General features: G+C 74.7%; 11 protein-coding genes and 2 pseudogenes. 6 read left to right on the top strand and 7 right to left on the bottom strand.

The window, feature by feature from the left end; all coding sequences use genetic code 11:
* From SSNG_RS42120 to SSNG_RS16035, 4 genes and pseudogenes are all read right to left on the bottom strand, one after another.
* Nucleotides 1-775 (bottom strand): annotated as a pseudogene (locus tag SSNG_RS42120) (hypothetical protein); the annotation flags it as partial.
* Nucleotides 772-1,476, bottom strand: coding sequence for an ABC transporter ATP-binding protein (locus SSNG_RS16045; RefSeq protein WP_007264901.1), 705 nt, complete (start codon nucleotides 1,474-1,476; stop codon nucleotides 772-774). The pseudogene SSNG_RS42120 and the gene SSNG_RS16045, both read right to left, overlap by 4 nt.
* A 9-nt stretch (nucleotides 1,477-1,485) precedes the next feature.
* Nucleotides 1,486-2,229, bottom strand: coding sequence for a class I SAM-dependent methyltransferase (locus tag SSNG_RS16040; protein ID WP_007264900.1), 744 nt, complete (start codon nucleotides 2,227-2,229; stop codon nucleotides 1,486-1,488).
* A 37-nt stretch (nucleotides 2,230-2,266) separates the two neighbouring features.
* Nucleotides 2,267-3,277, bottom strand: a complete 1,011-nt coding sequence (locus tag SSNG_RS16035) for a transposase (protein WP_128636984.1) — start codon at nucleotides 3,275-3,277, stop codon at nucleotides 2,267-2,269.
* A 318-nt stretch (nucleotides 3,278-3,595) separates the two neighbouring features.
* Between SSNG_RS16035 and SSNG_RS16030 the strand changes: the two genes are divergently transcribed.
* Nucleotides 3,596-4,186 carry a TetR/AcrR family transcriptional regulator gene (locus tag SSNG_RS16030; RefSeq protein ID WP_042801111.1) on the top strand — a complete coding sequence of 197 codons (591 nt, stop codon included), beginning with the start codon at nucleotides 3,596-3,598 and terminating at the stop codon, nucleotides 4,184-4,186.
* Nucleotides 4,187-4,403: 217 nt separating this feature from the next.
* Here the strand turns inward: SSNG_RS16030 and SSNG_RS16025 are convergent, their stop codons facing one another.
* Together SSNG_RS16025 and SSNG_RS16020 are read right to left on the bottom strand one after the other, a co-directional pair.
* The gene (locus SSNG_RS16025) at nucleotides 4,404-5,420 is read right to left on the bottom strand and encodes an NAD(P)-dependent oxidoreductase (protein WP_128636983.1); all 1,017 of its coding nucleotides are present in this window, start codon (nucleotides 5,418-5,420) and stop codon (nucleotides 4,404-4,406) included.
* Nucleotides 5,417-6,025 carry a ScbR family autoregulator-binding transcription factor gene (locus tag SSNG_RS16020; RefSeq protein WP_007264896.1) on the bottom strand — a complete coding sequence of 203 codons (609 nt, stop codon included), beginning with the start codon at nucleotides 6,023-6,025 and terminating at the stop codon, nucleotides 5,417-5,419. Before SSNG_RS16020 ends, SSNG_RS16025 begins: the two co-directional genes overlap by 4 nt.
* Before the next feature lie 117 nt (nucleotides 6,026-6,142).
* On the opposite strand from SSNG_RS16020, the gene SSNG_RS16015 reads away from it, so the two are divergent.
* The 5 genes from SSNG_RS16015 to SSNG_RS15995 all read left to right on the top strand — a co-directional run bounded on the left by SSNG_RS16015 (nucleotide 6,143) and on the right by SSNG_RS15995 (nucleotide 10,984).
* Nucleotides 6,143-7,084: a ScbA/BarX family gamma-butyrolactone biosynthesis protein gene (locus tag SSNG_RS16015; RefSeq protein ID WP_128636982.1), complete on the top strand. Its 942-nt coding sequence runs from the start codon at nucleotides 6,143-6,145 to the stop codon at nucleotides 7,082-7,084.
* Nucleotides 7,085-7,233: 149 nt separating this feature from the next.
* Complete coding sequence (locus SSNG_RS16010; RefSeq protein ID WP_007264894.1) at nucleotides 7,234-8,454, top strand: serine hydrolase domain-containing protein; 1,221 nt, start codon at nucleotides 7,234-7,236, stop codon at nucleotides 8,452-8,454.
* Nucleotides 8,455-8,540: 86 nt separating this feature from the next.
* Nucleotides 8,541-9,065 carry a GNAT family N-acetyltransferase gene (locus SSNG_RS16005; RefSeq protein ID WP_241695064.1) on the top strand — a complete coding sequence of 175 codons (525 nt, stop codon included), beginning with the start codon at nucleotides 8,541-8,543 and terminating at the stop codon, nucleotides 9,063-9,065.
* Nucleotides 9,066-9,121: 56 nt separating this feature from the next.
* Nucleotides 9,122-9,643, top strand: a complete 522-nt coding sequence (locus SSNG_RS16000) for a SigE family RNA polymerase sigma factor (RefSeq protein WP_007264892.1) — start codon at nucleotides 9,122-9,124, stop codon at nucleotides 9,641-9,643.
* A 93-nt stretch (nucleotides 9,644-9,736) separates the two neighbouring features.
* Nucleotides 9,737-10,984, top strand: a complete 1,248-nt coding sequence (locus tag SSNG_RS15995) for a hypothetical protein (RefSeq protein ID WP_050779638.1) — start codon at nucleotides 9,737-9,739, stop codon at nucleotides 10,982-10,984.
* A 51-nt stretch (nucleotides 10,985-11,035) separates the two neighbouring features.
* On the opposite strand, the pseudogene SSNG_RS15990 reads toward SSNG_RS15995, so the two are convergent.
* A pseudogene (locus SSNG_RS15990) lies at nucleotides 11,036-12,659 on the bottom strand (bifunctional 3'-5' exonuclease/DNA polymerase).
* Nucleotides 12,660-12,718: the final 59 nt, after the last annotated feature.

Raw genomic sequence — 12,718 nt, 5'->3', positions numbered from 1 at the left:
CCCCCAGGGGCCGGACCACAGGGCGAGCGGGCCCGGCGGGGCCGCCGGGGCCGCGCAGTGCCGCGTACGCGCAGAGCGCCGCCGAGCCCGCCGCCAGCGTCCAGGTGACCCCCTGGAACCGGACGGCGTTGCGGGCGACGGCGCGGTCGTGGCGTTCGACGAGCAGCCCCGCGGCCACCGCGGTCAGCGCCGTCGCCGTGCCGGCCCACGCGCCCGCCGCGGTCAGCGGCAGCCAGGCGGCGGAGGCCGCGATCGAGAGCAGGTAGCCCAGCACCCCGCCGCCGGCCAGGCCCAGCGCGGCCGCGCGGAGCGCGGCGGCGTGGAAGCGGGGCAGCAGGAGCGGCCCGCGCAGGACGGGCAGGGGCAGCAGCCACGAGACGGTCGGCAGGTCCACGAGCACCGGGCCCCGCCAGACGGCGCCGCGTGCGGCGTGGACCACCACCAGCGTCAGCAGCGCGGGCACGGCGACGGGGAGTCCCGCCAGCAGGTGGTCGGAGGTGCTGCCGTGCCACTCCCCGCGCCGTCCGGCCCCGGCGGCGGCGATGAGCAGGGGCACCAGCCAGAAGGCCGTCCCCAGGGCGACGCAGTACAGCACGAAGGCGTTGCTCCTGCGCTTGTCCAGGCGCGTCGCGGTGCGGGCCCCGTGCAGGAACGCCAGCGTCTCGGCGGTGCGCCGGCGCAGGTCGGCGCCGTCGCCGCTGCCGGTGTCGTCGCCGGTGGTGGTGCGGTCGCCGGCGGTGGTGCCGTCGCGGGTGGTGGTGCGGTCGGTCTTCACCGGTCCCCCCTGACCGGAGCCACGGTGGCCCGTCCGTCCTCCAGGGTGAGCACGTGGTCGGCCACGGCCGAGGCCAGCTCGTCGTCGTGGGTGGCGAGGAGGATCGCCGCCCCCCGCCTCTTGTGGGCCGTGAGCCGTTCCGCGAGCTCCACGCGGGCCCGGGCGTCCAGCCGCTGCTCGGGCTCGTCCAGCACCAGCAGGTCGTGCGGCCGTACGAACGCCGAGGCCAGCAGCAGGGACTGGGTCTGCCCCGACGAGAGCGCCGAGGGCCGGGATCCGGCGTGGTCGGCCAGCCGGTGGGCGGCCAGCACCCGGTCGACGGCTTCGCCCGCGCGGCGGCCGAGTCCGTGGCCGACGGCGACCAGCATCAGGTGCTCGCGCACCGTCAGGTCCGGATAGGCCGAGCCGGCCTCCATCACGGTGGCCACCCGGGCGCGGGTGCGGGGGGAGTCCTCGTGCAGGGGTTCGCCGTCGAAGCGGACTTCGCCCGACGTGGGCTGCTCGCGGCCGCACGCCAGCCGCAGCAGGGTGGACTTCCCCGATCCGTTGTCCCCCACCAGTACGGTGCACTGCGCCGATGCCAGCTCCATGGTGACCGCGCGCAGTACGCTCCGGTCCCCGTAACTGCGGCTGACGTCGGTCAGCCGGAGCAGGCTCCTGATCGGAGCGGCCTTGCGCGTCGCCTTCCGGGTCGCCTTCATGTGCGGTGCCTACTTCGGGTCTTCGACGGCCTCGTACACGGAGACGTGGCGGTGGCTGTTCGCGTCGAAGGCCTCTCCCCGCCAGCCGCCGCGGCGTTCCACCAGCCGCAGGCCGGCGAGGCGTGCCATGAGGTCGATCTCGGTGGGCCAGGCGTAGCGGATGACTTCCTGGGTGGGGCGCGGCACCCCGCCGTCGACGACGGTGTGGATGACGAGGATCAGCTGCCGGTCGCGCATGACGTGCGTGCTGTCGACCATCACGGAGGTGGGGGAGAGGTAGCGGGTGCTGGTCTTCTCGCCCTCCTGCTGGTGGAAGGCGCGCGGTTCGAACGCCTCGATGACCACGCGGCCGCCGGGCGCCAGCTGCTCGCGCATCCGCTGCATGCACTGGACCTGGGCCTCGGCGGTCGTCGGGGCGAAGAAGGTGTTGAGGGCGATGAACACCACGTCGAACCGTTCGCCGGTGCCGCCGGTGGTGAAGTCGGCGGCCGTGGTGGTGACCTTCCCCTCGGGGTCCCGTGCCGCGAGCTTCTCCAGCATCTGCTCGGAACCGTCGATGCCGTGCACCGTCAGCCCGCGCTCGGCGAGCGGGATCGCGATCCGGCCGTTGCCCACGCCGAGTTCGAGGACGCGGCCGCCCTCCGGGGCCAGGTCGGCGATGAAGGCGACGGCATCCGATATGTCAGGCGAGGCGGGCGGGTACATCAGGTCGTAGACATCGGCCAGGGCGTCGTACGTGGTGGCGGAATCCATGGGTTCCTCTTTCGGAAGGGGGTGTGTGGTGGTCGGTCTACGCCGCCGCGGGAAGGGCGGCGAGGTGGTGTGGACGGTCGGCCGGGGCCTGCCTGCTGTACGCGTAGGCGGCCGAGACGAGCGTCATGTGGTGGTGCCAGCCCGGGAACGAGCGGCCCTCGAAGTCGCCGAGCCCGAGATCGCTCTCCATGTACCGCACGGCCTCCCGCGCGAGCCTCGGGGTCCGGGTCAGCGCGAGCAGTTCCTCGGTCCGGGCGTGCGGCATGTTGGTGATCCAGGTGCGCTCCGCGGGCCGGCCCGCGCGGGCGCGGGTCGTGAAGGCGCGGTACGCGGCCGGCCCCTGGTCCGCGCGCACCGGCCCCGGCAGCGCCGTCGCGGCGCGGGCGAGGGGCAGGTGTCCGGGGACCGCCACCACGAAGTCGTGGCCGCGCCGGGCGAGGCCGCGGACGAACGCCTCCGCGCCCGGGCGCGATGACGCGTCGGCCACGACCGGTACGGCGGGCAGCCGGGTGTGCGCGGCCAGCGCGTCCACGAGGCCGAGGGCCTGCTCCTCGGCGGAGCGGTGGCCGATGCCGTCCGGGATGCGGACCCGGCGCCTGCGGGCGGGGTCCGCGGTCCAGCACTCGGGCAGGTACAGCGCCCAGTCGACCGGCAGTGCTCCGTGGTCGCCGGCCAGGAACAGCCCGGTGCCGACCTGCCCGTTGACGGAGCGTCCGTCGACCGGGCTGAAGCGGCGGTGCACCCCGCACGAGTGGTCGCCGCGCTTGCGCAGGACCACGTCGTCGAGCACCCAGGCTCGGGGAGCGGTGTGCTCCTCCGCCCAGCGCGTGAGCTCCCGGCGGACCGGTTCCCAGTCCCACGGGCTGGCGTTGACGAACTGGTGCAGTGACTGGAAGGCCGTCTCCCGGTCCGATACGGCGGCGGCGAGCCGCCGCACCGTCTTCTTGCCGGACGTGCCGAGCAACCCTCGCAGGTACACCTCGGCCCATCGGCGCTGGTCGGTCCGGTGGAGGCTGCCGAAGGTGGCCTCGGCGAACACTGAGATCATGCAAAAACAATAGCGAACGTTCTGTTTTTTTCCAGGGCCGATCCACGCTGGTGAACTACTTCGGCAAGTCGGGCGGAGCGACCCCCGCTGACGCCGCGTCAGGCATCTCGCGGTTCGAGATCCGCCCGGAATCCGGCGCGTTTTTGGCAACTAGGGCTTGCCGCAGGGCCCGGTGTTTCGCAGGCTGGCCACCGCGGGCGGCGCGGGGGTGACCGCCGGTGCACGACATCCACGTACGCACGCACGCAGAACACCCACGCCAGGCACCCGCACGCGGCATCCACGCGCGACTCACGGGTGGGGCGACATCGGAGAGACATGGTGAAGCAGGAGAGGGCGGTCCGGACGCGCAACACCGCGGTGCGGGCGGCCGCCTCGGAGTTCTACCGCGCCGGATACGGCGGCACGTCGCTGAAGGCCATCAGCCAGGCCGCCGGCATCTCCATGGGCGCCGTAACCTTCCACTTCGACAGCAAGGCCGAACTCGCCGAAGCCGTCGCCGAGGAGGGGTGCTCGGCGGTGCGGACGGCGCTCGACGACGCGGCCGGGCGCCGCCGCGGGAAGGCCCTGGACGGTCTCGGGAGCCTGCTGCTGGAGCTGGCCCGCCTGCTGCGGGACGACGTCACCGTGCGCGCGAGCGCCCACCTGGCCCGGGAGCTGCCCGACATCGAGGACTGGACCACCCTGTGGCACCCCGTGGTGGCGGGCCTGGCCCAGGAGGCCCACGAGCGGGGCGAACTGCACGCCCCCGCCGACCCGGCGAGCGTGACGGCACTGGTCGCGCACCTCCTCTGGGGCGCCGAGGCCACGCTGCGCGGCGCGTACCCGGACGGCCAGGCCGCCGCACTGGACCAACTGGAGGGCGTCTGGCTCCTCGTCCTGGAGGGCATAGGCCCGGACACCCCCTAGGGTCTGTCGTCAAACTCCCGTCTGCCCCGCGACGCCTGGCACGCGCTCTCGCCGCACCGGGCGAAAGCCAAGTATATACAGATAGCGAGATTCCGACCGGCGCACCGAGAGCTCGCTCCAGACGCCGCGAGGCCGCCCTCCGGGCGACGACGGGAGTTTGACGACAGACCCTAGGTTCCCGCGGGCGGGACGCTGACGGTGCTGCCGCGCCGCCGCCTCAGACGTACGCGGGGCCGGAGCCTCCGGTCCTCGCCGGCGCGTCCGGGCCCGCCGGCGTCGGGGGCGCGGTCCGTACCGCGGCTTCGCGGTACCAGGGCGCGGCCGCCGGCAGGTGGGTCAGGGGGCCCGGGCCCGGGGGGCAGGCGGCCAGGGACCAGACCTCGTCGCTGCGGTACCAGTGGTCCCGCGCCAGCAGGGAGAACTGCCGCTCGCTCACGGCCCCCGGCGCGGCCCGCAGCAGGCGCAGGCACTCCTCCCACGCCAGGTCGGCGCGCACCCGCGGCAGCACCCCCAGCTCCGCGAGCTCCGCCAGCAGCGCGCCGGTGCGCACGGGTACGGGGTGAGCGGCGTGGAACACCCGCCCGGCCGTCGCGCCGTCGCCCCCGGGGAGGACGGCGAGGGCGGTGACGAGCCGGGCCAGGTCGCCGACGTCGACCGCGGAGAGCAGGCCCCGGCCGCCGTCCCACCGCCCGGGCACCCGGTCCACGAGCTCCGCGAGGGCCGGGACCACCCACCGGTCCCCGGCGCCCAGCACCAGACCCGGCCGCAGTACGACGGCTCCCGCCGCCAGGGCGTACGCCTCCCCGGCCAGCCGCGTCCGGCTGGTGGCCGACACGGGAGCCGGCTCCAGCTCGCCGACGGCGGCGCCCCGGTGCGGCCCGGGCCCGTACACCGCGGCCGTGGACAGGTGGACCACCCGTCCGGTCCCGGCCCGGACGGCCTCGGCCATCAGGGCGGCCGTGCCGCGGACGTTGACCGCCTCGCACAGGGCCTCGTCCGGGCCCACCACCCCGGCCAGGTGCACCAGCACGTCCGCGCCCCCGCACACCCCGGCCACGGACCCCGGCCGCGCGAGGTCCGCCCGCACCCACTCGGCCGCTCCGGCCGCACCCGCCCGCGGCGGCCGCCGCCCGACGGCACGCACGGACACGCCCGGCCGGCGGCCGAGCTCCCGGAGCGCCGCCGCCCCGATGAAGCCCGTCGCGCCGGTGAGCACCACCCGCAGCCGGCTCACCGGGGGGTGGCGCGCAGCTGCGCCAGCGTCTGCGGCGTGGCGATGCACGGCAGGAAGTACTTCCACAGCGCGGCCACCCGCTCCAGCAGGTCCACGCGACCCGTCGCGATCTGCGAGAACAGCTGCGTGCCGCTGTACGCGCCGACCAGGACCTGCGCGAACTCTCGCTCGTCCACGCCCGGCAGCAGCTCGCCCCGCTCCCGCGCCACGACGAGCAGGGCGTGGAACTGCTCCACCCACTGCCGGTACGCCGTGTCGTCCTGGAGCCCGAACTCGCCCTGCTCGACGGCGAGCCGCACACCGGCCCGGAACAGGACGTTCTGCTGGAGCTCCCGGCCCACGTGGAAGGTGATGTCGATCAGCCGCTGGAGCCCGTCCTCACCCGGCGGGAGCTGTACGTAGTCCCCCTGGGCGAGCATGACGGCCCGGGCGAGCTCCACCTTCGACGCGAAGTGGAAGTACATGCCGCCCTGCGTCACCCCGGCCCGGCCCATGATCATGCTGATGCTCGCGCCGTGGAAGCCGAGTTCGTCGAACGTCTCGGCCGCGGCGCGCAGGATCGCCTCCCGCGTCCTCAACGCACGGTCCTGCTTCAACCCCGCCATGGATCACACCACCAGCCACTCGACAAACAAAACGAACATTCTCTATTTTACGGAGTGGCCGCCGTCGACCGTCAGCGCGGGGGCCGCACACGCACGCAAGTGCACGCAAGGGGGAACATGCTCGTCACCGCCCATGGGCCGATATCCGCCGGAGCGCCGGCGCTGACCACCACGGTGCCCAGGGAATACGTCCACCGCGCCGCCCATTCCGAGGTCTTCCTCACGGGCTGGCAGCGCACCGGCGCCCACGACTTCACCATCACCGCCCAGTGGCCGCGCAGCCACAGCTTCTACACCGCCACGGCGGGGCTGCACGATCCGCTGATGCTCTGCGAGACGGTGCGCCAGACCTTTCCGCTGCTGCTGCACACCGCGTACGGGACCCCGCTCGGCCACCAGCTGAGCTGGTCGCGGTTCGGCTACGCCCTCAACCCGCACGCGCTCCAGGTCGGCTGGACGCCCGCCGAGCTGGAACTGCGGGTCACGTGCTCCGAGTTCGTCCTCCGCAAGGGCATCCCCGCCGCGGTCTCCCTGGACATCGCCGTCTTCCGCGAGGGCGCCCAGATCGCCGTCGCCGACACCCGCTTCGGCTGCATCGCGCCCGCGGTCTACCGGCGCGTGCGCGGGGAACGCTCCGACGTCCGGCGGGTGTTCGCCGCCGTGCCCGGCCCGGTCGCGCCCCTCGCCCCGGCGCTGGTGGGCCGCGACAACGTACGCGACGTCGTGCTCGGCCGCGAGGAGGGCGCGGGCCGCTGGCCCCTGCGGGTGGACACCGCCCACCCCGTCCTCTTCGACCACCCCGTCGACCACGTCCCCGGCATGGTCCTGCTGGAAGCCGCCCGCCAGGCCGCCCACGCCGTGCGCCCCCCGGCGGGACCGGTGCTGCCGACGTCGATGGACGTCACCTTCCACCGCTACGTCGAGTTCGGCTCGCCCTGCCTGATCGAGGCCCGGACGGAAACGTCCCCCGGATCGGCCCCCGGGACCCTCCGGGTCGACGCCGTCCAGGACGGGGAGGCCGCCTTCACGGCCGAGGTCACCGTCGCCCCCGTCCCCTGACCGGGCCGCCCGGCCCGCCCGCTCCCGGCCCGCCCGCTCCCGGCCCGCCCGCTCCCGCACCGCCAACTACCGCACCCCCGCCACCCCCGGTCGCCCGGGCGCCCGGGCGGGGCTAGCGTGAAGGGACGTACGGCAACGGGAGGCCGGGCATGACGGGACGGTGGCGCAGCGCGGCGGTGGGGGCGGCCGCGATCGGTCTGGTGGTGGTTCCGGTCGGCGTCGGGGCCGGCTACGCCTGGGAGGCCTCGGCGCCCGTGGCGCCCGTGGCCGGTGTCGTCGGCGCTCCCGCATCCGAGGAGTTCCCGCAGCTCACGCCCGCCGTGGCGGCCCGGCTGGACGAGGCCGTCCGGAAGGTGCTCAAGGAGGCCGGGGTCCCGGGCGTGGTCGTCGCCCTCTCCGCCCCCGGCAAGGGCGAGTACGTACGGGCCTTCGGGACCGCCGACAGGGCGACCGGGGCGCCGATGCGCACCGACGTGAACCAGCGGATCGGCAGCGTGACGAAGACCTTCACCGTCACCGCCCTGCTCCAGCTGGTCGACGCGGGCAAGGCCGGGCTGGACGACCCCGTCGGGAAGTACGTCGCGGGCGTGCCGAACGGCGACCGGATCACCCTGCGCCAACTGGCCGGGATGCGCAGCGGCCTCTACAACTACTCCGAGGACGAGGGGTTCTTCAAGGCCCTCACGGCCGATCCCCGGCGCCCCTTCACCCCGCAGGAACTGCTGTCGTACTCCTTCCGGCACCCGGTGCTGTTCGAGCCCGGCGCGAAGTTCGACTACTGCAACACCAACACGATCCTGCTGGGCCTGGTCGTGGAGAAGCTGAGCGGGCTCCCCCTGAACCGGTACGTCGACGAGCGGGTGGCCGGGCCCGCCGGGCTGCACCACACCGTCTTCCCGACGGGAGCGGGGTTCCCGGACCCGCACGCGCAGGGCTACACCGACCAGACCGCCTCGGGGAAGACCGAGGACGCCGCCGACTGGAACCCCTCCTGGGGCTGGGCCGCCGGAGCGATGATCTCGGACCTCCCGGACCTGCGGAGCTGGGCGAAGACCCTGGCCACCGGCACCCTGCTGACGCCCGCCACCCAGGCGCAGCGGCTGAAGGTGGTCGAGGCGCTGCCGGGCGCCGGCTACGGCCTGGGCGTCTTCGACGTACAGGGGTGGATCGGGCACAACGGATCACTGCCGGGCTACCAGGACCTGGTGGTCTACCTCCCCGGTCCGCAGGCGACGCTGGTGGTCATGCTGAACACGGACATCGCCCACGAGGGCAACGAGCCCAGCACGCTGTTCGGCGAGGCGATCACCAGGATCGTCACCCCGCAGCACGTCTTCTCCCTGCCCGCGCAGCCCGTCACCGGGCACTGACGGGCGTTCTTCCGGGCCCTGGTCCGCCGCGCACGCGCACGCGCACAATGGACGCCGGCGCGCGAATGGATCAAGGAACAAGGGAGATGCGCATGTTCGGTCAGGTCGGGACCCGGGGCGGCGACGGAGCGGGCGGCACGGTCACGGACGAGGGCTCCGGCGTCGTGCTCCGCGTGGCGGGGGAGGCGGACCTGGACACGGCCGCGGAACTCTTCCGGGGCTACCTCGACTTCTACGAGGTGACCGTCCAGGACGCCGGCGCCCCGCGCGAGTTCCTCGCGGAACGCATCGCGAAGGGGGAGTCGCTGGTGCTGCTCGCCGACGCGCCGGGGATCCCGGGCACGGTCGGGTTCGCGCAGGTCTACCAGGCCTTCTCCTCCCTCACCCTGCGCACGGCGTGGATCCTCAACGACCTGTACGTGGCCCCGGCCGGCCGCCGCACCGGCGCGGGCCGGGCGCTGCTGCGCGAGGTGCTGCGGCGGGCGCGGGAGGCCGGGGTGGCGGGGGTGCAGCTGGAGACCGCGTACGACAACCAGGTCGCGCAGGGGCTGTACGAGTCCGAGGGCTTCGTGCGCGAGGAGTTCCACGTGTACTTCCACGATCTCGGCTGAAACATTTCCCGGGGGACGTCGCGTCGATGGGGTGAGACGGACGCGAGGGGGAGTGCATGCGGCAGGGTCGCAGAGACGGGTTCCGCGAGTTCGCGGCGGGCCGGTCGGGTCATCTGTACCGGTCGGCCTGTCTGCTGGCCAGCGGGGACACCCACCTCGCCGAGGACCTCGTACAGGAGACCCTCGGGCGGATGTACCTGCTGTGGGGCCGGATCTCGCGCATCGAGAATCCGGCCGCGTACGCGCAGACGGTGCTGGTCCGGGTCTTCCTGACGCACCAGCGCCGCCGCTCGGCGGGGGAGCGCCCGTTCGGGGAGTTCCCCGGGGCCGACGGCGCGCAGCCGGTGGCGGGCGGTACGGATCCGGCGCTGCGGCTGACGCTGCTGGAGGCGCTGGGGCGGCTGGCGCCCAAGGACCGGGCGGTGCTGGTGCTGCGGTACTGGGAGGACCGCAGCGTCGAGGAGACCGCCGAGGCGATGAAGGTCACCTCGGCGGCCGTACGGACCCGGAGCTCCCGGGCGCTGTCCCGGCTGCGGGGGCAGCTGGGCGGCAGCCTCGCCGAGTTCGCGGGCCACTGAGGCTCCGGTGCCGTCCTCCCCGGCGCCGTCCTCCCCTCCGCCCTGTCCCTCTCCCCGCCCACCAAGTGGAAAGTCTGGTTCCGTATGCCCCCCATGCCCCTTGAAGACGAGCTCGGCGAAGCCCTCCGGAGCGCGGGTGCCGCCTTCACGCCGGACCCGCAGGCCCTGGCGGCGGCGGGCGAACGGCGCGGACGCCGGCTCGTGGCCCGCCGCCGGGCCGCCGTCGCCGGGGGCTCCGTCCTGGCCCTGGCCCTGGTCGGGACGGCCGGAGCCTGGACCGGCGGCCTGATCGGGGGCGACGGCCGGGGCGAGGTCGCCGCGGCACCCACCCTGCCCGGCCGGGGGCCGCTCAGGCCGCCGGCGGACGGCCCGCAGGAACGGGCCGGCACCGGCGCGGTCACCGCCGCGCAGATGTCGGAGATCCTGAAGTCCCTGCTTCCCGCCGGGCAGTTCACCCAGTCCGAGAGCCGCGGCACCGACGGCCAGGGCCCCATGGCGACGGGACTCTTCGACGACGGGAAGGGACAGGCGCGCATCGGCATCCTGCTCACCCGCATCGACCCGGCCGGCGCGATGGCCAAGCAGATGACCACCTGCCCCGACCGCAAGAACGTGGCCTTCGACTCCTGCAAGGAGGAGAAGCTCCCCGACGGCTCCCGGCTGCTGCTCATCCAGACCTACGACTACGACGACTCCCGCAAGTCGGTGAAGGACTGGCGGGCCACCCTCGCCACCCCGCAGGGCTACCTCCTCGACGCCACGGAGCACAACGCGCCCCAGAGCAAGCAGGCCCGCCCCACCCGCGCCGAACCCCCGCTGGCCATGGACCGCATGAAGGCCCTGGTGCTGTCGGACAAGTGGCGCCCGGCCCTGGAGGACCTGCCGCCCGCACCCTCCGAGAGCGGCTCCGCCGCCAAGGGCCCCGAGGAGGACGCCGAGATGTTCCTGGCGACCCTGCTGCGCGGCTACGAGATCCCCGTCGCCGACAGGGGCGGCGACGGCGGCTACGGCTACGTGGTCCTCGACGACGGAAAGGGCCGCTCCCTGGTCGAACTCCGCGTCCAGCGGGTCAAGGACGGTACGGGCTTCCCCGCCGACGCCACCGCGCAGCCCGACGGCGTCCGCGCGAAGGTGACGCAGGGCCCGGCCGGCGAGAACGCGCCGGGCGTGGTCCGCTGGTCCGTGGACACCCTGCGGCCCAACGGGATGCGGATCACGGCCTCCGCGTTCAACGCCCCCAAGCAGACGGGCCCGGCGAGCCGTACGGAGCCCGCGCTCACCATGGAGCAGGTCAAGGAGGTCGCTCTGAACCGGCACTGGAAGGACGTCGACGAGCGCTGACGAGCGCTGACGAGCGCTGACGGGGGCCGGCGGGGGCCGGCGGGGCGGGGCTCACTTGGCGTCGGCGTAGCACTCCACCACCGCCGTGGTGAACGGGAAGCGGACCGGGGTGTCCCCGAAGGTGATCCGGCCCGCCCGGTCCCCGGCGGCGCGGACCGCCTCGACGACGGCCTCCGCCTCCTCGGCGGGACAGTGCACGATCACCTCGTCGTGCTGGAAGAACACCAGCTCCGCGCGCATCCCGGCGGTGGCCTGCCGCAGCGCCGCCAGCATCAGCAGGGCCCAGTCGGCGGCACTGCCCTGCACGACGAAGTTGCGGGTGAACCGGCCGCGGGCGCGGGTGTTGGCGGAGGCGTAGGACGGGGTCCACCCGGTCTCCGCGGAGTCGGCGCGCTCCGGCCCCTGCTCCTGCGGGATGCCGGCCTCGTCGGCCTCGGCGGCGCCGACGGGCGGCGGGCAGGTGCGGCCCAGCCAGGTCCGTACGAGCCGCCCCTCCTCGCCCGCGCGGGCCGCGTCGTCCACGTACGCGACGGCGCGGGGGAAGCGGCGGCGCAGCGCGGCCAGGTTCTTCAGGCCGTCCCCGGAGGTCTGGCCGTAGACCGCGCCGAGCACGGCGATCTTGGCCTTGTCCCGGTCGCCGGAGAAGCCCTGGCGGGACACGGCCGTGTACAGGTCCTCGGGACGCCCGGCCACCTCCATGAACGCCGGGTCGCGGGAGATCGCGGCCAGCACGCGGGGCTCCATCTGGTCGGCGTCGGCCACCACGAGCCGCCATCCCGGGTCGGCGACGACCGCCCGGCGGATCACCTTGGGGGATCTGCAGGGCCCCGCCGCCGTTGGGTGACCCAGCGGCCGGTGAGGGTGCCGCCGGGGATGAACTCGGGGCGGAAGCGGCCGTCCTGGACCCAGTCCGCGAGCCAGGACCAGCCGTGGGCGGTGTAGATCCGGTACAGCTTCTTGTACTCCAGGAGCGGCGCGACGGCGGGGTGGTCGATCTCCTGGATGGCCCAGCGGCGGGTGGACCCGAGCCGGATGCCGGCCTGCGCGAAGGCCTTGATGACGTCCGCGGGCAGGTCGGGGCGCACCCGGCGGCCGAAGGCGGCGGAGATCTCGTCGGTGAGCTCGGCGAGGCGGCGGGGCTCGCCGCCGCCGGCGTAGCGCTCGCCCAGCAGCTCGGTCAGCAGGGCCCGGTGCACGTCGGCCCGCCAGGGCAGGCCCGCCCGGTGCATCTCGGCGGCGACGAGGAACGCGGCCGACTCGGAGGCGGTGAGCAGGCGCAGCCGGTCGGGGTGCGCGGTGGCGGCGATCCGGCGGGCCTGGTCGGCGTGCACGGCGAGCAGGGCGTCGAGGGGGAGCGGTGCGGCGGCCCCGGGGTCGACGTCGAAGAGGGAGTCCTGCGCGGCGGCCCGCGCCGGCTCGGCGGCGCGCTGCGGGGGGTCCGGGGGGACGGGCGCGTCGTTGAGCCGCGCCCAGGCCGCCCCCGCCGAAACGGGGGCTCGCCGGAGCGGCCCTCGTGGGCGAGGAGCAGCAGCTCGGCGTCCTCGATGTCGTAGCACCGCTCGACGCGGGTGCCGGCGGCGAGGATGCGGGGGTACACGGCGGCGGTGGACCGCCAGACCCAGCGGGTGCCGGGGGGAGCGGAGCGGATCGCTTCCGCGGGGGTGGCGGTGGTGATGCGTTCCGCGCCGGGGCGCAGGCCCGTCGCGTGCCACTGGCCGCCGGCGGTTTCGGCGA

Origin of the sequence: Streptomyces sp. C, from assembly GCF_000158895.1 — a bacterium.
Taxonomy (GTDB): domain Bacteria; phylum Actinomycetota; class Actinomycetes; order Streptomycetales; family Streptomycetaceae; genus Streptomyces; species Streptomyces racemochromogenes.
The sequence above is the reverse complement of the archived record's forward strand: the minus strand, read 5'-3'. Positions and strand labels throughout refer to the sequence as shown.

Excerpts from the sequence above, each read along its gene's own strand:
- SSNG_RS16045 (WP_007264901.1), bottom strand. The coding sequence starts at position 1,476 with ATGAAGGCGACCCGGAAGGCGACGCGCAAGGCCGCTCCGATCAGGAGC.
- SSNG_RS16040 (WP_007264900.1), bottom strand. The coding sequence starts at position 2,229 with ATGGATTCCGCCACCACGTACGACGCCCTGGCCGATGTCTACGACCTG.
- SSNG_RS16035 (WP_128636984.1), bottom strand. The coding sequence starts at position 3,277 with ATGATCTCAGTGTTCGCCGAGGCCACCTTCGGCAGCCTCCACCGGACC.
- SSNG_RS16030 (WP_042801111.1), top strand. The coding sequence starts at position 3,596 with ATGGTGAAGCAGGAGAGGGCGGTCCGGACGCGCAACACCGCGGTGCGG.
- SSNG_RS16020 (WP_007264896.1), bottom strand. The coding sequence starts at position 6,025 with ATGGCGGGGTTGAAGCAGGACCGTGCGTTGAGGACGCGGGAGGCGATC.
- SSNG_RS16015 (WP_128636982.1), top strand. The coding sequence starts at position 6,143 with ATGCTCGTCACCGCCCATGGGCCGATATCCGCCGGAGCGCCGGCGCTG.
- SSNG_RS16010 (WP_007264894.1), top strand. The coding sequence starts at position 7,234 with ATGACGGGACGGTGGCGCAGCGCGGCGGTGGGGGCGGCCGCGATCGGT.
- SSNG_RS16005 (WP_241695064.1), top strand. The coding sequence starts at position 8,541 with ATGCGCATGTTCGGTCAGGTCGGGACCCGGGGCGGCGACGGAGCGGGC.
- SSNG_RS16000 (WP_007264892.1), top strand. The coding sequence starts at position 9,122 with ATGCGGCAGGGTCGCAGAGACGGGTTCCGCGAGTTCGCGGCGGGCCGG.
- SSNG_RS15995 (WP_050779638.1), top strand. The coding sequence starts at position 9,737 with ATGCCCCTTGAAGACGAGCTCGGCGAAGCCCTCCGGAGCGCGGGTGCC.